This window comes from Mesorhizobium sp. M1E.F.Ca.ET.045.02.1.1, from assembly GCF_003952485.1.
GTDB lineage: Bacteria > Pseudomonadota > Alphaproteobacteria > Rhizobiales > Rhizobiaceae > Mesorhizobium.
The window spans coordinates 5,357,672-5,375,671 of the sequence record NZ_CP034447.1 but is presented as its reverse complement, the minus strand read 5'-3'; the positions used below and the strand labels follow the sequence as shown (position 1 = coordinate 5,375,671).

Below are 18,000 nucleotides of genomic sequence, written 5' to 3'. Positions count from 1 at the left end.
ACCTCTTATTCCGCAGTCAGCGTGCGGGTCAGCGGATGATCCGGATCGGCGAGCCCGTCGACGACGTTGAAATGATGGCGATCCGGCTCGACCACCGAGTTTGTGGCGGCGCCGAGCCCGGTCCAGATGTTGGCAAGCAAGGCGCTCTGGCGCAGGAACTCGGAGCGCTCGCCGCCGCCGGCCCAGCAGGTGATACGGGTTCCGTTCATGGGCCGCAACAGCGCCGGGCTCTCGGCCGACGCTTCCTGCTCGTCGATCGCCAGCGTCGCGTTCATCTCTGTGAACATGATCGGCCGCAGGTCGTGCACGCCCGAAATCGAAACGATGTGGCGTACGCGTCGCGCCACTTCGGACCCCAGCGGAGTGGCCGTGGTCATCATCCGGCTGGCGAGATGTCCGCCGGCCGAATGTCCCGTCAGCATCAGCGGGCCATCGACCATTGCCGCCGCCGTGCCGATCGCGGCCGCGACTTCTTCCACGATGCCGCTGATCCGCGCTTCGGGGCAAAGCGTGTAGGAGGGCATGGCAACCGCAAAGGATCTGCTGATCGCGCCGTTGGCCAGGTGCGACCAGCAACTCTTGTCCGACTCCATCCAGTAGCCGCCATGAATGAACACCACGAGCCCTTTCGGCGTTGCGCGCGGAAGAAAGAGATCGAACCGGTTGCGCGGCGCTTCGCCATACACGATGTCGAGCCGTGCACGGCCCTCGGCCAGAAGCCTTTCGCGAAACGCGCGCGCCGGCGCCTGCCAGGCCGCCGGCCAGCGGTCGCCGCCAGCGATGTTCGCCCCGTTGGCATAGGCATCGTCCCAATCCGTGATGCGATGATCGAGCACCGGCCCCTCCCAAACGCGTGGCTTTCGCCAGCAATGGCCGGCGCCGGATGCCGCGTCAATGCTTCCGACCGGAGACATTTTATGCCCGAAACAAGTTCCGGCTGGTGCGATCCGGCAAAACCGGCGCGAGTTGCCTCGTATCAGGTCACAGCGGTCTTGACGGCGAAGCGCGCGTCCCGCCAGGCACCGGTGCGCAGGATGTCTTCCAGCACCTGGACGGCATCCCAGACGTCGCGGTAGCCGACATAGAGCGGCGTGAAGCCGAAGCGGATGGTCGCCGGCGCGCGGAAATCGCCGATCACGCCGCGCTCGATCAATGCGCGCATAACCTGGTAGCCATGGGGATGAGCGAACGACACCTGGCTGCCGCGCTCGGCGCCGTCGCGCGGGCTTTCCAGTTCGAGGCCGAGGGCGCCGCACCTGGCTTCGACGAGGCGGATGAACAGATCCGTCAAGGCGATGCTCTTGCCGCGCACGGCATTCATGTCGACCTTGTCCCAAAGGTCGAGCGCTCCCTTCAGCGCCCGCATCGACAGCACGGGCTGTGTGCCGCACAGGAACCGCCGGATGCCGGTACCGGCGGCATAACCCTGTTCGAACGCGAAAGGCCGGGCGTGCCCCCACCAGCCGCTGAGCGGCTGGCGAATGTCGTCGTGATGGCGTTTGGCGCCATAGATGAAGGCCGGCGAGCCGGGCCCGCCATTGAGGTACTTGTAAGTGCAGCCAATTGCGAAATCGGCGTTCGAACCATCGAGATCCACCGGCAGGGCGCCTGCCGTGTGGCAGAGATCCCAGACGATCAGCGCGCCGGCCCGATGGGCCCTGCGTGTCAGGGCAGCCATGTCGCGCAACCGGCCGGACTTGTAGTTGACGTGATTGACCAGGATGACCGCGACACGCTCATCGATCAGGTCCTCGATCGTCGAGGCATCGACGCCCTCGAGCCGCAACACCGTGCCGGGCCGCGTGGAGGCCACCCCTTCCGCCATATAGAGGTCGGTCGGAAAGCTGTCGCCCTCGGCAACGATCACCGACCGGTCGGGCCGCATCGCGAGCGCCGCATGCAGGACCTTGTAGATGTTGATCGAAGTCGTGTCGCAGACGACGGTCTGGCCGGGCCCGGCGCCGATCAGGCGCCCAAGCCGGTCACCCAATTCGACAGGCATGTCGAACCAGCCGGCAGTGTTCCAGGCGCGGATGAGATCGTGCGCCCATTCGCCCGTCGCCGCCTTCTCGATCTCGTCGAAGACATCGGACGAAGCAGCACCCAGCGAATTGCCGTCGAGATATATCACCCCTGTCGGCAATGCGAAGCGGCGGCGCATCGAGCGTAGCGGATCGGCCGCATCCATCGCCTCGATTTCGGCGAGATCGGGAAGTGCGATCATGATCCTGTAGCCCCCATCGGTCATTCACGAATAGTGCGTCGACGGCCCGACATCAACCGTGCCTCACATGACTGGAATCGCTCGTGGCAGCGCCAACGCGGCATGCGATTTCCGCCGTGCGCGGTGTGAGGTCGTTGACGGTTTGGCTCCGTTTCGTTCACGGCCCGCGAGCTTTCCCGGCGTCGACGTCCTTCCGCATGCCATCATTCGCGCCGGTTATTCAACGCACGGAGGAGCAACGCGCAAGCACGTGGGCATCGGAAAAAACTGTAAGGAATTCAATGCCAGATCGCCGGTCCCGGTGCCCAAAAGCCGCATTTCGGCGTCTTTGCGGGCCGCGCTCTGGTTATCGCCGCGCTAACGCATTCATTAAACTTTAAACGGTTGCGGAACACAACTGGAACAGATAGTGTTTGTTCTGGGTTTGTTTTTCTGATTCTGGTTTCAAAACCCATGGGGGCCGCCATGCTGACGCGCAAACAACATGAACTCCTGATGTTCATCCACGAACGGCTCAAGGAAAGCGGCATTCCACCGTCTTTCGACGAGATGAAGGAAGCCCTCGACCTGGCCTCGAAGTCGGGCATTCATCGTCTGATCACGGCGCTGGAGGAGCGTGGCTTCATTCGCCGGCTGCCCAACCGGGCGCGCGCCCTGGAAGTGCTGCGCCTGCCCGATTCGATCGCGCCTGGCCTCAATGCGGCGAGGAAGTTTTCGCCGAGCGTCATTCAGGGGAGCCTGGGGCAAGGCGGTCTCGGCCGGCAGATCAAGCCCGCGGCGTCCTCGCGTACGCCCAGCAATGACGACGATGCCGCGTCGGCTGTGTCGATCCCGGTGATGGGCCGGATCGCGGCCGGCGTGCCGATCGACGCCATCCAGCATCAGACGCATACGATCACGGTCCCGCCGGACATGATCGCGGGCGGTGAGCATTATGCGCTGGAGGTCAAGGGCGACTCGATGATCGAGGCCGGCATCTTCGATGGCGACACGGTCATCATCCGCAATGCCAACACCGCGAGCCCGGGCGAGATCGTGGTGGCGCTGGTCGACGACGAGGAGGCGACGCTGAAGCGCTTCCGCCGCAAGGGCGCTTCGATTGCCCTCGAAGCCGCCAATCCGGCCTATGAGACTCGCATCTTCGGTCCGGATCGCGTCAAGGTTCAGGGCAAGCTCGTAGGGCTCATTCGCCGCTATTGAGTGGCTGTAGCGGCTTCGCATCGGTCTTTTCAGGCCGCTGGTAAGGCGCCAGCCCCCTTGCCTCGCGCGAATACCGTCGTTGCTCGTGCCAGGGCCGGTAAGGCTTTTCGACGGCATACTGGATGGCGGCGCGCGCCGTTGCCGATTGCGGATCGAAGAAGACGGCGGCGCTGCCGTCACGCGCGAGTTGGCGCTTGGTGACGACAAGGATGCGCGGATCGCGGCAAGGATTGTAGGCCGTGGCGTCGTCTATGACGATGAGGTCGGCGAAGCCGCAGGCCGGCCTGGCGCTGTTGCGATTTTCCGCCAGCGCGACAATCGCGCCGGACGGGTGCCGGCCGATGCAGAGGTCTCCCGTGCAGTAAAAAGGCGACCCTGGCGGCAGGTCGACGGGATCGGCGATGTCCAGCGCGCCCTTGGCGAATGTCTCCGGCGGCACGATCGTTTCAGCCTTCAGCGCGCGTTTCCAGTTGTCGGTGGTGAACTCGTTGGAACGGTCACGATTGACAGCGAGCTCGCCGCCGCCGATCGGCATCGCCACCAGATGCGCGTCCTCCGAGATCAGCACATCCGGCGTGCGGACATGCGGGATGGTCAGCACGCCGGCCAGCGCGAAGGGAACGGCCACCAGCCTGAGCCAGGTGGTGGCCATGGTCGCGATGACAAGCGCGACCGTCACCAGCAGCACCGACTGGATCGAGATCAGCCCCACGGCATCGACTGGCGAGCGTTCCGAAATCCACGCCGAGATCGCGATCATCGCCGCCCTTGCCCATCACATAGAGAAACGGACCGTCGAGGCCGAATGGCATGGTCAACGCGCTCAGGACGGCGAACGGCATGACGATCAACGAGACGATGGGCATAACCGCCAGATTGGCCAGCAGGCTGAGCGGCGACACCCGCTGAAAATGCCAGATCGCAAACAATATCGTTGCGCTTCCGGCGATCAGCGACGTCACGGCAGCGCCACCCAACCCAACCGCCAGCCTTCGCAATAGGAACCGCGGAAACGACCGTTTTGCAGGGGGTGTCCTCACCTTGTCGGCGCGGTAATCGGCCCAGCCGGCATAGGCGCCGACCAGGGCAGCGGTGGCTGCGAACGACATCTGGAAGCTCGGGCCGACCACTTCATGCGGCGACACCAGGATGACGGCGATGGCCGAAATCGCCAGATTGCGCATCGTCAGGGCCGCGCGGTCGAACAGCACGGCGATCAACATGACCGCGAGCATGATGAAACTCCGCTCGGCGGCGACCACGAGGCCGGAGATGACGAGATAGGCGGCGATCGACACCAAGGCGATTGCCGCGGCGTATTTCTTCACCGGGCGGCGCGAGGAAAAATCCGGAAACAGCGCGAAGGCGCCGCGCAACAGAAGCATGATCGTGCCCGCGACAAGCGCCATGTGCAGGCCGGAGATCGAGATGATGTGATAGATGCCTGTCCGCCGCATCGACTCGTTGATGTCTTCGGGAATACCGGCCCGAATGCCGACGATCAGCGCCGCGGCGATCTCGCCTTCGGGACCGCCGACGGTGCTTCTGATGTGATCGGCAATGTTTTCGCGCGCGTTCTCGATGGCCGAAGCCATGCCGGTTCCGAACGGTGGCCCGGTGGCCGAGACGACTTTCGGATCGCCGAGGAAAAAGCCGCTGGCGCCAATGCCGGAAAAATAGCTGTCGAAAGAAAAATCATAACTGTCCGGCCGGACCGGCCCGGTCGGCGGCAGCAACCGGGCATAGCCCGTCACCAGCGATCCAACCTTCATGTCTGAGGGTATCGCGCGCGCCGAGAGCCTGACGCGATCCGGCGCGTAGCGAAGTTTTGGATGCGCGGTCGAGACAAGATCGATGGTCAGGCGCACTCGGCCATTGGCCATTTCTTCGGCGATGACGACGCGGCCGGTCAGCCGCGTCTGGATTTCGGAGCCGAGCATCGGCGTTACGGCCCGCCATGTCTCGGCCTTCGCGGCGACGAAACCCAAGGCGCAAAACAGCGCCGCCATGAAGGCGAGGTGCGTTTTGGGCCATGCGCGGGAAATGATCGCGCAGACAGCCATCAGCGCTACAGCCGCCAGCGGCCTGTAGAGATCCGGCTCGACGTTCAAGGAAAAATAGAGGATCACGCCGGCGGCCAGGAACACCGGCACCAGCAGGAAGCCGATGCCGCGGTCGAGCTCGGTGGTGGCGGCTTCGGCGACGCTCCGCCCAAAGGCGAAAAACAAGGCGCGGCGGAACTGCCTGCGGATCCGGTCGATGGTTGCCGGCTGAGGAGCCTGCAGCAAAGCATCTCCGTCCGGCGGCAAAATCTCGGCAGCCGGGCGCGGCACCGGGACCGAAACCGGCGTCGCTTCGGCAGGCACGGCGTCGGAAAACAGCAGGCGCTCGCTGACGCCAGCCGTCGTCCCCTCGCCCTCCTTCGCGCCGCGGCCACGTTCAGCCATCGGGTCTGCCCCTTGCGCCCCAGACCTCCTATGCTACATGAACGCGCCAAGCGCGAAAGTCCGCGCAATCACGCCTGCTCCAGTGCTTGCCGTGATCCGTGTCCTGACGACAGCTTATTGACTGCGGAGAGCAGCACCACATTCACTCCAGGCCTTTGTGGCGATACTTACAAATTGAGGATCGTCTTTCGCGTCTGAGGGCAACGTGCTGAATGTTAAAGCGGTCAGGGTAGTGTGCTGCAGGACTTTGCCAGCGAGCTTACCTGAGTAACAATCGCAGAATATTTTTTGTTGATCCTCTGGCAGGCTGTCTACATCAGTGTTCCGGTCCAGACAGCCTTTCACAATTCCGTTTCGCGTTTGCTCAACCCTGTTTAAGACTTCTTGTCTTCCCACAATACCTATCAAGACGATGAACGTGATGTAACCCGCTAGCAGGTTCTTTCCCTTTCGCATGATAAGGAAGCTCAGCAAGACCGGAATAGAGGTCAAGCCAACTCCATACCCTAAACTATCGCCATTGATCTCCCCGTATAGAGCAGCCGCAACCAATGCGGCGCCCCCGAAGATCAGTCCAAATAGGATCCAGTGCTTACGATTGGCGAGTGACGGCGGAACCACCTTGGAGTCGCCAGGCATGTTGGTCATTGGTTCCCCCTTTGGTTCGCAATATTTTCTCCTCCACGCCGCGGCCACGTCCAGCCATCGGGTCTGCCCCTTGCGCCCAAGACCTCCTATGCTACATGAACGCCGGTCGCGCGAAAGTCCGCGCAATCACGCCTGCTCCAGTGCTTCTTCGAGAGTTCCATGTCCGACAAGGTCGTCACCCGCTTTGCCCCCTCGCCCACCGGCTACCTGCACATCGGCGGGGCGCGCACGGCGCTGTTCAACTGGCTCTACGCCAAGCACACGGGCGGCACGATGCTGCTGCGCATCGAGGACACCGACCGCGAGCGCTCGACCGAGGCGGCGACAGCCGCCATCCTCGACGGACTGACCTGGCTCGGCCTGTCATGGGACGGCGAAGCCGTATCGCAGTTCGAACGCGCGCCGCGCCACCGCGAGGTGGCTGAGGAGCTCGTGCGCCTGGGCAAGGCCTATTACAGCTATGAGACGCCTGCCGAGTTGGAGACCATGCGCGAGGCAGCGCGCGCCAAGGGTCTGCCGCCGCGCTACAACGGCCAGTGGCGCGACCGCGACCCGTCCGAGGCGCCTCCCGGCGTCAAGGGCGCCATCCGCATCAAGGCGCCGACCGAGGGTGAAACCGTCGTGCACGACCGTGTGCAGGGCGAGGTGCGCTTTCCGAACAAGGATCTCGACGACTTCATCATCCTGCGCTCCGACGGCAACCCGACCTATATGCATGCCGTCGTCGTCGACGATCACGACATGGGCGTCACCCACATCATCCGCGGCGACGACCACCTCACAAACGCGGCGCGCCAGACCGTGATCTATAACGCCATGGGCTGGGACGTGCCGTCGATGTCGCACATCCCGCTGATCCACGGTGCCGACGGGGCGAAACTGTCAAAGCGACACGGCGCGCTCGGCGTCGAGGCCTATCGCGCCATGGGCTATCTGCCCGAGGCCCTGCTCAACTATCTGGCCAGGCTCGGCTGGAGCCATGGCGATGACGAGGTGATGTCGATCAAGGACATGATCGCCTGGTTCGACATCGGCGACGTCAACAAGGGAGCCGCCCGCTTCGATTTCGCCAAGCTCGAGGCGCTGAACGGCGTCCATATGCGCAAGATGGACGATAAGTCCCTGTTCGGCATTTTCGTCGCCACCTTGCCCCATCTTGAAGGCGGACCGGCGCTCGCGGCAAAGCTCGACGACAAGCGCAAGGCCCAATTGCTTGCCGCCATGCCTGGCCTCAAGGAGCGCGCGAAGACGCTGGTCGAGCTCGTCGACGGAGCCGCCTTCCTGTTTGCCGAACGGCCATTGCCCTTGGACGAGAAGGCCGCGGGCTTGCTCGGAGGCGATGCGCGCGCCATTCTGCGCGGCGCCCATGCGGCGCTCGCAGCCATCTCCGGCGAGTGGAGTGCCGCAGCCGCCGAGGCTGCCATCCGCGACTTTGCGCAGGCCGGCGGCCACAAGCTCGGCGCCGTGGCCCAACCGCTGAGAGCCGCGCTTACCGGCCGCAGCACCTCGCCCGGTGTGTTCGACGTGCTTGCCGTGTTGGGACGCGACGAAAGTCTAGCGCGGATCGGAGATCAAATCGATTAGGAGCGAACTGGCCCAAAAAGATTGGCATTGAAAGGTGTGTTTCGCAGTGCAACATTAGGCCTTGGCCCAATCTGGCACGCACCCCCTAAAATGCGGTGGTAAGTTCGCGCATTCCGGTGATTTCGACGTGTCGTTTGCAGGAATTGCCTTGCCGGCATGAGGAAACATAAAGGAGTTTGCAATGAGCGAAGCTGCGACAAAACTGGAACCGGGCGGCAAGGCGCATGAGTCGACCGCCAGGCTCGAACTCGCCGGCAAGACCCACGAATTCAAGGTGCGAAGCGGCTCGACCGGGCCTGACGTCATCGACATCGGCGCGCTCTACAGCACGACCGGGGCCTTCACCTACGACCCCGGCTTCACGTCGACGGCGAGCTGCGAGTCGGCGATCACCTTCATCGACGGCGATGCCGGCATCCTGCTGCATCGCGGCTATCCGATCGACCAGCTCGCCGAACACGGCGACTTCCTCGAGGTCTGCTACCTGCTGCTCTATGGCGAATTGCCGACCAAGGCGCAGAAGGACGACTTCGACTACCGCGTGACGCGCCACACCATGGTGCATGAGCAGATGTCGCGTTTCTTCACCGGCTTCCGTCGCGACGCGCACCCGATGGCCGTCATGTGCGGCGTGGTCGGCGCGCTGTCGGCCTTCTATCACGACTCGACTGACATCTCGGACCCCTACCAGCGCATGGTCGCCTCGATGCGGCTGATCGCCAAGATGCCGACCATCGCGGCGATGGCCTATAAATACCACATCGGCCAGCCCTTCATTTACCCGAAGAACGAGCTGAACTTCGCCGCCAATTTCCTGCATATGTGCTTCGCGGTGCCGTGCGAGGAGTACAAGATCAATCCGGTGCTGGCGCGCGCCATGGAGCGCATCTTCATCCTGCACGCCGACCACGAGCAGAACGCCTCGACCTCGACGGTTCGCCTCGCCGGCTCCTCCGGCGCCAACCCGTTCGCCTGCATCGCCGCCGGCATCGCCTGCCTGTGGGGCCCGGCGCATGGCGGCGCCAACGAAGCGGCGCTCAACATGCTGGGCGAGATCGGCCATGTCGACCACATCCCGGAATTCATTGCCCGCGCCAAGGACAAGAACGACCCGTTCCGGCTGATGGGCTTCGGCCATCGCGTCTACAAGAACTACGACCCGCGCGCCAAGATCATGCAGAAGACAGCGCATGAGGTGCTGGGCGAGCTCGGCATCAAGGACGATCCGCTGCTCGACATCGCGATGGAGCTTGAGAAGATCGCGCTGACCGACGCTTATTTCATCGAGAAGAAGCTTTATCCGAATGTCGATTTCTATTCGGGCATCACGCTGAAGGCGCTGGGCTTCCCCACCACCATGTTCACCGTGCTGTTCGCTGTCGCGCGCACCGTCGGCTGGATCGCGCAGTGGAAGGAAATGATCGAGGATCCACACCAGAAGATCGGGCGCCCGCGGCAGCTCTATACCGGCGCTACGGAACGCGATTACGTGCCGATCGCCAAGCGGTGATTTAAGCGAATAGCGAAATAGCGAGTAGCGAATAGGGAAAGAAGCCGGTGAGTGCCGTGCGACACCCGCACTATTCGCTATTCGCTATTCGCTACTCCCTATTCGCTCTCCTGATACACCCCATCACCACCTCGGCGGCGATTTCGCCGGAGGGCTTCTCGGTTGCCATGCGCCTGGAGATCTCCGCGAAGCCCGCCTTCTGCCAGGCGCGCATGCCGGTATCGGCAAACAGCGCTTCCAACTGGCGCGCCAGGTTCTCCGGCCTGACATATTGGTCGTAAAATTCCGGCACCAGCGCGCGGTCGGCGATCAGGTTGGGCAGCAGCGCCGACCACGTCGTCACCAGATGCTGCAGCAATTGTCTGGCGATCGGATCGAGCTTGTAGCTGGAGACCATCGGAACGCCGCTGAGCGCGAGTTCGAGCGAGACTGTCCCAGAGGCGATCAAAGCCGCATCGGCCTTGCCGAAAGCCTGCCATTTGCGCTCTGGATCGGTGATGATCTCGGGCTTCTCGTCCCAGCTCGCGACCGACGTCCTGACCAGATCGGCGACATGCGGCACCGTCGGCAGCAACAGGCGCAGTCGATGGCCGCGTTGGTGGAGCACCGACACCGTCTTGCCGAACGGGTCGATCAGACGGCGCACCTCGCTGCGGCGAGAGCCCGGCAGCACGAGCAGCGTCTTCACGCGATCCGCCGACAGGTCGCGCGGCAGGCCCTGCGCCTTGGCGGCGCCAAGCACGCCGGGGTCCTGTGTCAGCCGGTGGCCAACATAAGTGCCGGGCGGTCCGCCAAGGCGGGCCAGTGCTTTCACCTCGAACGGCAGGATGCAGAGGATGTGGTCGACATATGGCTTCATTGCCACAGCCCTGCCCGGCCGCCATGCCCACACGCTTGGGCAGACATAGTGGACGATCGGGATGGCGGGCGCGGCAGCGCGAACCTTTTTGGCGACGCGCAGCGAAAAGTCGGGGCTGTCGATGGTGATAAGGCAATCCGGCCGCTCGCTCGCGATGGTTGCGGCCGTCTGGCTGATCTGGCGCATCAGCCGCGGCAGGTCGCGTAGGACGGCGCTGAAGCCCATCAGCGCGATCTCGCTGCCGTCGAAGAGCGGCGTCAGCCCCAATTCCTGCAGATGCCGGCCGCCAATGCCGACAAGCTGGATATCTCGGCCGGTGATCTTCTCGAGCGCGCGCACGATGTCGGCACCGAGCAGGTCGCCTGATTCCTCGCCGGCGACGATGGCGATTTTGAGCGGCCTCTCACCTGCCATCAGCCGACTCCGCCACGGGGAACCCAATGATGAAGAGGCCCAGTGCGTTGGCTCGCGACAATGTCGTCGGACCCTCGAGAATGAGCGAGCGACCCGCTTCGACGGCGATGCCGGCCAAGCCGGCGGCATGCGCGGCCTCGACCGTCTGCGGGCCTATCGAAGGCAAGTCGGCGCGCAATTCCTGACCAGGCTTGGCGCATTTGACGAGGACGCCGCGCGTCTTTCCGGCGAGCCTGCCGTGCCCGCGCAATTCGCGCGTCCTTTCGAGCAGGCCCTTTGTGCCTTCGATGCCTTCCAACGCGATGGCCCGGCCGCCGATGGCGACAGCCGCTTGGCCGATATCCAGCGCGCCAATGGCCTTGGCGGCCGCGCGTCCCGCTTCGATATCGCGCCAATCCGATTGCCTTGGTCCCGCGGCCGTGAGCGTGCCCTCGGCGGCGGCAAGGTCGGGAACGATCTGATGCGCGCCGACGACCGTGATTCCGCGCTTCTCCAGCCCGCGCGTGAGGACCTTCAAAAGCCCGTCGTCGCCACGCGCCAGCGCCACGATCACGGAAGGGATTATCGCCAGCAGACCGAAAGTCGGGCGTATCCGGGCAAGCTGCGGCCTGCGCCTGATCTCGCCGGCAAGGACCAGATGGCTGATGCCCCGGCGTTTCAGCAAGGGAAGCAGCAAGCCGATGTCTTCCAGCGCCAGTGTCGCCTGCTCATAAGCGGCGAAGTCCGCTTCGCGATCCACCTCGCCATCGACGAGGACGATAAAAGGCGAATTTCCCTGCCTGACCAAGCTTTCCGCCACTTCCACCGGCAGGCTGCCGCCACCGGCGATGATGCCGACCCTGGAGCCCGGCGCAAGTTCGAGGTGCGGGCTGGCGACGTCAGCCTTCGTCATCGCCATTGTCGTCGTCGCCGCCACCCTTGAGTGACGGGACGGCAAAGTGCCGCTTGCCGCGGCTGGTGATGAAATCGATGATCTTCATGGCCGTTGGCGACGAGGCGAATTCCACCTTGGCGATTTCCACGTTCTCGCCGACGGTGCGGGAGCGGTCGAAAATCGTCCTGTAAGCCTTGCGCAGCAGGTAGATCTCGGCACGCGGCAGTCCCGAACGCTTCAAGCCGATGATGTTGAGGCCGCGCAGGCTGGCGCGATTGCCGACGGCGATGGCATAGGGGATGACGTCGCCGACAAAGGCCGAGCACCCACCGAGAAAGGCGTTGTCGCCGACACGCACGAATTGATGAACGGCGCTGAGACCGCCGATATAGACGTTGTCGCCGATCTCGCAGTGCCCCCGAGGGTCGCGCCATTGGCGAAGGTGGCGTTCTTGCCGACGACGCAGTCATGGGCGATGTGCGCGTAAGCGAGGAAATTGCCGTTGTCTCCGACGGTCGTCTCGCCACGGCTGATATCCGTGCCGACATGCATGGTGACGCCTTCACGGATGGTGCAATTCTCGCCGATGACCAGCGTGGTGCGTCCACCCTTGTGCTTGGTGTTCTGTGGCGGCGCTCCCAGCGTCGCCATCGGATAGACCTTGGTCGAGGCGCCGATGGTGGTCGCGCCCATCACCGCGACATGGCTGACCAGTTCGGCACGGTCACCAATCACCGCGTCGGCGCTGACATGGCAGAACGGCCCGATGCTGACGCCTTCGCCGAGTTGGGCGCCGTCTTCGACGACCGCTGAGGGATGGATTGATGTCTGGATTTTCATAAGCATTTCAAACCGTCAGCCGGCAACCATGGCCGAGATCTCGGCCTCTGCCGCCTTCGCGCCGTCCACCATGGCCTCGCAGGCGAATTTGAGCAGGTTGCCGCGCATCTTGATTTTCTTGACGTGGATCTTCAACTGGTCGCCTGGACCGACCGGTTTGCGGAATTTCGCGTTGTCGATGGTGAGGAAGTAAACCAGCGACGGCTTTTCCGTATTGAGGCTGCGGATGCAGATCGCGCCGGCCGTCTGAGCCATGGCCTCGATGATCAAGACGCCCGGCATCACCGGCTGTTCGGGGAAATGACCCTGGAAATGCGGCTCGTTGATTGTCACGTTCTTGATGCCGACGCCCGAGTCGTTGCCGTCGATATCGACGATGCGGTCGATCATCAGGAACGGATAGCGGTGTGGCAGGAGCTTCATGAGCCCCATTATGTCGACCGCCTCGAGTGTCGTTGCCACCATGTCAGCCATTTCCGTCGCCCTGCTTGCGGCTCTTGGCAAACCTGCGCAGCATGGCGATCTCGCGCAAAGCTTCGGCCATCGGCTGTGCCGGATAGCCTGCCCAAATCTCGCCCGCCGGCACGTTGCTCATGAATCCGCTTCTCGCTGCAAGCTTGGCCCCAGGCCCTATGGTCAAATGATCGGCAAGACCGACGCCGCCGCCCATGGTGACGCCGTCGCCGACGACGACGGAACCGGAAATACCCGAAAGCCCGGCTATAATGCAATTGCGGCCGATGCGAACATTGTGGGCGATCTGCACCAGATTGTCGATCTTGGTGCCTTGTCCGATGATGGTGTCCGACATCGCGCCGCGATCGACGGTGGTGTTCGAGCCGATCTCGACATCGTCCTGGATGATGACGCGGCCGATTTGCGGCACGCGCTCGGGTCCCTTGGCGCCGCCCACGAAGCCGAAGCCATCCTGGCCGATCCTGGCGCCGCCATGGATGATGACGCGGTTGCCGATCAGCGCATACTGGATGCTGGCGCCCGGGCCGACATAGCCGTCGCGGCCGATCCTGCAGGAACGGCCAATGACGGCGTGAGGCGCAATGACCGTGCCGCCGCCAATGGAGACGCCGGGGCCGATCACCGCGCCGGCCTCGACGATCGCACCGGCCTCGACATGCGCGGACGGATCGATATGCGCCTGCGGCGAAATGCCGGTTTCGCCTGTCATCGGCCCTGGAGTGGCGGCCTGTGGAAACAGCAGCCGCCCGACCATGGCGAAGGCCTGTTGCGGCCGCGGATGCACCAGCACCGCGATCCCCTGCGGCGCTCTGTTGGCAAAGTCGGCGGGGCACAAAACGGCTGCGGCCCTGAGCGATTGCATCAGAGCGAAGTTGCGCTTGCCGTCAACGAACACCAGCGCCCCTTCGCCGCCCTCATTGGCGGGCGCCAACGCTTCGATGGCAACATCGGCCCGTGAGGAATCGACGAGGCTGGCGCCGGTCAGATTCGCGACCTCGCCAGCCGTATACCGGCGTGAAGGCGCGAAGAACACCGGATCGGTCATTCCACAAACATTATCCAGCTAGGTCGGATCAGTCTCTTCCGGGCCACCTGGCGGCCCGGAAACATCGTAACCCGCGGATTAGAAACGAGTTGCAATGCCGAAGTTGAATTCCTGCGTGTCGTCGCCCGGCTGTTTCTCGACCGGGATCGCATAGTCGATGCGGATCGGACCGAACGGCGAAGCCCACATCAGGCCAACACCGACCGAAGCGCGCAAATGCATGTCAGCCGATCCCGCCTTTACCAGGCTTGGATCAAGCTTGTTGCCATAGAGCGTCGCAGCATCGGCGAAGACCGCGCCACGCAGACCGAAGCTCTCCGGAATGACCGGCAGCGGGAACTGGGCCTCGGCCGAGGCATTGAAATAGGTCGTGCCGCCGAGATGGTCGCCGCTGTTGTCGCTGGCAATCGGGCCAATGCCGCCATAGGCAAAACCGCGGATCATGCGGTCATTGCTCTGGAAGTGGTCGAAGATGCGCAGCTCGCCATTGCCGTAGCCCGCAATATAGCCCGCGCCACCCGACACCAGGCCGACGAGGTCAAGCTGTTCGGACAAAGTCTGGTAGACGCTTGCGCGCCCGGTCAGCTTCACCCACTTGGCATCGCCGCCGAGACCGGCAACCTCTGTTGTACCAGTGATATAGAGGCCTTCATGCGGATTCTTCATGTCGTCGATGGTGTTGTAGACCAACCCGAGACTGACCGAAGACTTGACCCACGGGCTTTCGGCAACGCCCGCTAGGATCGCCGGCGAAATGGTGCACCTGCTCGGATCGTAGTTGCCATTGGCATCCACACAGCCATCGGCAATGGAATACTTCTCCTGCGAGATATTATACGCTAGCTGCGTTGAGATGCTGTCGGTGATCGGCAGGCCAAAGCGAATGGTCCCGCCGGTGACGTCAGTATCGTAGTGATTGTACTCACGGGTCGACTTGTAGATATCGAAGCCCGCAGCGATGCGCCGGCCGAGGAAATACGGCTCGGTGAAGGAGATGGCGTAGTCGCGCGAATGCCTGCCGCCGCCGGCCGACAGCTTGATGTACTGGCCGCGACCGAGGAAGTTGCGCTCGGTGATCGAGCCTTCGACGGACGGTCCCGGCGTGTCGCCACCGGTCGAATAGCCGGCGCCGATCGAGAACTCGCCGGTCGACTTCTCGACGACGTCGACCACCAGGACGACCTGGTCGGGAGCCGAGCCAGGAACGGTCGATATCTCGACTTTGTCAAAGTAATCCAGGGCTTCCAGCCGCTTCTTCGCGCGCTGAATGAGAACCTGGTTGAATGCGTCGCCTTCGCTGACATCGAATTCGCGACGGATGACATAGTCGCGCGTGCGGTCGTTGCCGCGGATTTCGATGCGCTCGACATAGGCCTTGGTGCCCTGGTCGATGGTGTAGACGACCGAGATCGTATGGTTCTCGAAATTGCGATCGCCACGCGGCGTCACCTGAGCGAATGCGTAGCCCGAACCCGCGACCTTCTCGGTGAGCGCGACGATCGAATCCTCAACGTCCTTGGCGTTGTAGACATCGCCCTTGTGGGTCTCGACCACCGATTCCAGCGCCTTCGAGTCGACCTCTGGGATCGTGCTCTCGACGCTGATGTCGCCAAAGTTGTAGCGATCGCCTTCCTGCACCGTGATCGTGACGGTGTATTTGTTGGTGGCTTCATCCAACTCACCTACGGCCGAAACGACCTGGAAGTCGGCATAGCCGTGATTGTAGTAGAAGCGGCGCAGCAACTCCTGGTCGGCGCGCAGCTTGTCCTCGTCATAGACGTCGTCGCGCAGCACGAACGAAAGCCAGGACGAACGCTTCGTGTTGATCACGTCCGACAGGCGGCGGCTGGAGAAAGCGCTGTTGCCGACGAAATTGATGGCCGCGATCTGCGTGCGTGCGCCTTCGTTGATGTTGAAGACTACGTTCACGCGATTGTCGCCGAGATCCATGATCTGGGTGGTCACGGCGGCATCGTCGCGGCCGATGCGCCTGTAGGCTGCCTTGACAGCCTCGACGTCGGCATCAAGCGCCTGCTGCGAGAATGTCGCGCGCGGCTTCAACTGGATGGCAGCCTGAAGGGCGTTGTCCTTGAGCTTCTTGTTGCCCTGAAACAGGACCTGGTTGACGACCTTGTACTCGGAAACCTTAACGACCAGGGTCGAGCCGACCTGATTGATCTGGACGTCCGAGAACAGCCCGGTGCCGAACAGGGCCTTCACGGCGCTGTCGATATCGGCGCTCGAAAACGCCTTGCCGGGCTTGATCGAGATGTAATTGCGGATGGTTTCGGCATCGACGCGCTGGTTGCCGCTGACCTCGACCCTCGAGACGACTGCTGCTTCGGCTACCGATGTGGCAACGAACTGCACTGCGAGCGCGCCTGGCAAAACCAGGGCGGCGGACAAAGCCGCCGCGGACGCGGCGCTCAGAAACTTGGATGCTGCCTTCATCGGGCTTTTGTACCTTTTTCTCGTAGTCCCCACGGCGAGAAAACCGGACGTGCGGTATTTTCCCTTACCGTATTAACCGGATTTTCCCTACACGCAAGGCTCCGGGTTAATTTGTATTTACTTAACCCTGATGCGTGGCTTTCGCGTCACGCATATCCCCACGCATGGTAAACGGCGTCTCAATATGGTCGGGTCCGAAGCCAAATTCCTTCATGATTTCAGCACCCAAACAGATCATTCCAAAAAACGAAGCCCATGAACCCGAGCACCAGCAGGAGGCCAGCCCGGTAGGCCATCTCCATCATCCGCTCCGAGACGGGCCGCCTTATGACGGCCTCCACGCCGTAGAACAAGAGGTGCCCGCCGTCGAGAGGGGGAATCGGCAGAAGATTGAGAATCCCTATCCCGACTGACAGGAATGCAACAAGCTGCACCAGCCACTCGAAGCCGAGTTTGGCCGCCTGCCCCGACATTTTTGCGATCTTGATCGGCCCGCCCAGTTGGCATTTGTCCTCGCGTCCGACGATGAACCGCTTCAGGAACTGGCCGGTGCGTTCGATGACATGGCCGGTTTCCTCGACAGCCGCTGCCAGTGCGCCCGCAGGCGTGTAGGAGACCAGCCGCGGCTGTCCAAGCTCGGTGTTGTTGGCGACGCCGATGACCGCGACCTTGACCTTGTTGCCCAGCGCGTCCTGCTGCTCCATCGGCTGCGGCGTCGCCGTCACGGTGATTTCCTTGCCGTCGCGCAACATAGTGAAAGTGATGGCGTCGCCTGCGCGACCCGAGACCAGGCGCTGAACGTCGGCGAAGGTCTCCACCTTGCTGCCGTCGACTTTGACGAATCGGTCGCCGGGCTGGATGCCTGCCCGCGCCGCAGGACTGCCGGCAACGACTTCGGCCACTGTCGGCTCCATGACCGGACGGCCGTAAAGCGAAAACAGGACCGCGAAGACGGCGATCGTCAGCAGGAAATTGAACAACGGTCCGGCGACGACGGTGGCCGCGCGCTTCCAGATCGGCTGGGTGTGGAAAGCGACTTCGCGCTCGGCCTCGGTCAACGATTCGATGTCTTCGGCACTCGGCTGGCTCGATGTCGCGTTCATGTCGCCGACGAATTTGACATAGCCGCCAAGCGGGATGGCGCACAGCTTCCAGCGCGTGCCGTAGCGGTCGTTGAAACCGAAGAGTTCCGGGCCGAAGCCGATGGCAAAAGCCTTCACGCCGATGCCGCACCAGCGGCCGATAAGATAGTGACCCATCTCATGGACGAACACGACGACGGTGAGCACGAACAGAAACGGCACGAGGGTGCCAAGGACAAAGCCCTGCGTGCTGAAGACCGCGTGAAGAATCTCGTTCAAGTCATGCCCTCAAATTCGCCCGCGAACGCGATACTCCGCCGCGACTGTGACATCAATCCGGGCGAA

General features: G+C 63.0%; 12 protein-coding genes and 2 pseudogenes. 3 read left to right on the top strand and 11 right to left on the bottom strand.

Annotated features, from left to right (window positions below):
• Positions 1-5: 5 nt before the first annotated feature.
• Both EJ070_RS25860 and kynU read right to left on the bottom strand, forming a co-directional pair.
• Entirely contained in the window at positions 6-836 is an 831-nt protein-coding gene (locus EJ070_RS25860) for an alpha/beta hydrolase (protein WP_126093898.1), read from the bottom strand.
• A gap of 140 nt (positions 837-976) precedes the next feature.
• Positions 977-2,224, bottom strand: coding sequence for a kynureninase (gene kynU / locus EJ070_RS25855; RefSeq protein WP_126093897.1), 1,248 nt, complete (start codon positions 2,222-2,224; stop codon positions 977-979).
• A 465-nt stretch (positions 2,225-2,689) separates the two neighbouring features.
• Between kynU and lexA the strand changes: the two genes are divergently transcribed.
• Complete coding sequence (gene lexA, locus EJ070_RS25850) at positions 2,690-3,424, top strand: transcriptional repressor LexA (RefSeq protein ID WP_126093896.1); 735 nt, start codon at positions 2,690-2,692, stop codon at positions 3,422-3,424.
• Here the strand turns inward: lexA and EJ070_RS25845 are convergent.
• Positions 3,408-5,871: pseudogene (locus EJ070_RS25845) on the bottom strand (ComEC/Rec2 family competence protein). The gene lexA and the pseudogene EJ070_RS25845 overlap by 17 nt on opposite strands.
• 114 nt (positions 5,872-5,985) lie before the next feature.
• A complete protein-coding gene (locus EJ070_RS25840) occupies positions 5,986-6,519 on the bottom strand; it encodes a hypothetical protein (protein WP_126093895.1) in 534 nt (177 codons plus the stop codon).
• Positions 6,520-6,678: 159 nt separating this feature from the next.
• Here EJ070_RS25840 and gltX point away from each other — a divergent pair, with 159 nt between their 5' ends.
• Positions 6,679-8,103 carry a glutamate--tRNA ligase gene (gene gltX / locus EJ070_RS25835; RefSeq protein ID WP_126093894.1) on the top strand — a complete coding sequence of 475 codons (1,425 nt, stop codon included), beginning with the start codon at positions 6,679-6,681 and terminating at the stop codon, positions 8,101-8,103.
• A 181-nt stretch (positions 8,104-8,284) separates the two neighbouring features.
• Complete coding sequence (gene gltA, locus EJ070_RS25830) at positions 8,285-9,613, top strand: citrate synthase (RefSeq protein ID WP_126093893.1); 1,329 nt, start codon at positions 8,285-8,287, stop codon at positions 9,611-9,613.
• Between the two features lie 91 nt (positions 9,614-9,704).
• Here the strand turns inward: gltA and lpxB are convergent, their stop codons facing one another.
• The 7 genes and pseudogenes from lpxB to rseP all read right to left on the bottom strand — a co-directional run bounded on the left by lpxB (position 9,705) and on the right by rseP (position 17,934).
• A complete protein-coding gene (gene lpxB / locus EJ070_RS25825; protein WP_126093892.1) occupies positions 9,705-10,886 on the bottom strand; it encodes a lipid-A-disaccharide synthase in 1,182 nt (393 codons plus the stop codon).
• On the bottom strand, positions 10,876-11,778 hold the full coding sequence (gene lpxI / locus EJ070_RS25820) for a UDP-2,3-diacylglucosamine diphosphatase LpxI (RefSeq protein WP_126093891.1): 903 nt from the start codon (positions 11,776-11,778) through the stop codon (positions 10,876-10,878). Before lpxI ends, lpxB begins: the two co-directional genes overlap by 11 nt.
• Positions 11,765-12,600 (bottom strand): annotated as a pseudogene (gene lpxA, locus EJ070_RS25815) (acyl-ACP--UDP-N-acetylglucosamine O-acyltransferase). Before lpxA ends, lpxI begins: the two are co-directional and overlap by 14 nt.
• A 15-nt stretch (positions 12,601-12,615) precedes the next feature.
• Positions 12,616-13,074, bottom strand: a complete 459-nt coding sequence (gene fabZ / locus EJ070_RS25810; protein ID WP_126093890.1) for a 3-hydroxyacyl-ACP dehydratase FabZ — start codon at positions 13,072-13,074, stop codon at positions 12,616-12,618.
• Entirely contained in the window at positions 13,067-14,122 is a 1,056-nt protein-coding gene (gene lpxD / locus EJ070_RS25805) for a UDP-3-O-(3-hydroxymyristoyl)glucosamine N-acyltransferase (RefSeq protein ID WP_126093889.1), read from the bottom strand. Before lpxD ends, fabZ begins: the two co-directional genes overlap by 8 nt.
• Positions 14,123-14,200: 78 nt before the next feature.
• On the bottom strand, positions 14,201-16,573 hold the full coding sequence (gene bamA / locus EJ070_RS25800) for an outer membrane protein assembly factor BamA (RefSeq protein WP_126093888.1): 2,373 nt from the start codon (positions 16,571-16,573) through the stop codon (positions 14,201-14,203).
• A gap of 218 nt (positions 16,574-16,791) precedes the next feature.
• Positions 16,792-17,934, bottom strand: coding sequence for an RIP metalloprotease RseP (gene rseP / locus EJ070_RS25795; protein ID WP_126093887.1), 1,143 nt, complete (start codon positions 17,932-17,934; stop codon positions 16,792-16,794).
• Between the last annotated feature and the right edge of the window lie 66 nt (positions 17,935-18,000).

What these genes read in the sequence shown, in the direction of transcription:
- gltX (WP_126093894.1), top strand. Translation starts at nt 6,679, where the DNA reads ATGTCCGACAAGGTCGTCACCCGCTTTGCCCCCTCGCCCACCGGCTAC.
- lpxI (WP_126093891.1), bottom strand. Translation starts at nt 11,778, where the DNA reads ATGACGAAGGCTGACGTCGCCAGCCCGCACCTCGAACTTGCGCCGGGC.
- lpxD (WP_126093889.1), bottom strand. Translation starts at nt 14,122, where the DNA reads ATGACCGATCCGGTGTTCTTCGCGCCTTCACGCCGGTATACGGCTGGC.
- fabZ (WP_126093890.1), bottom strand. Translation starts at nt 13,074, where the DNA reads ATGGCTGACATGGTGGCAACGACACTCGAGGCGGTCGACATAATGGGG.
- EJ070_RS25840 (WP_126093895.1), bottom strand. Translation starts at nt 6,519, where the DNA reads ATGACCAACATGCCTGGCGACTCCAAGGTGGTTCCGCCGTCACTCGCC.
- gltA (WP_126093893.1), top strand. Translation starts at nt 8,285, where the DNA reads ATGAGCGAAGCTGCGACAAAACTGGAACCGGGCGGCAAGGCGCATGAG.
- lpxB (WP_126093892.1), bottom strand. Translation starts at nt 10,886, where the DNA reads ATGGCAGGTGAGAGGCCGCTCAAAATCGCCATCGTCGCCGGCGAGGAA.
- kynU (WP_126093897.1), bottom strand. Translation starts at nt 2,224, where the DNA reads ATGATCGCACTTCCCGATCTCGCCGAAATCGAGGCGATGGATGCGGCC.
- lexA (WP_126093896.1), top strand. Translation starts at nt 2,690, where the DNA reads ATGCTGACGCGCAAACAACATGAACTCCTGATGTTCATCCACGAACGG.
- bamA (WP_126093888.1), bottom strand. Translation starts at nt 16,573, where the DNA reads ATGAAGGCAGCATCCAAGTTTCTGAGCGCCGCGTCCGCGGCGGCTTTG.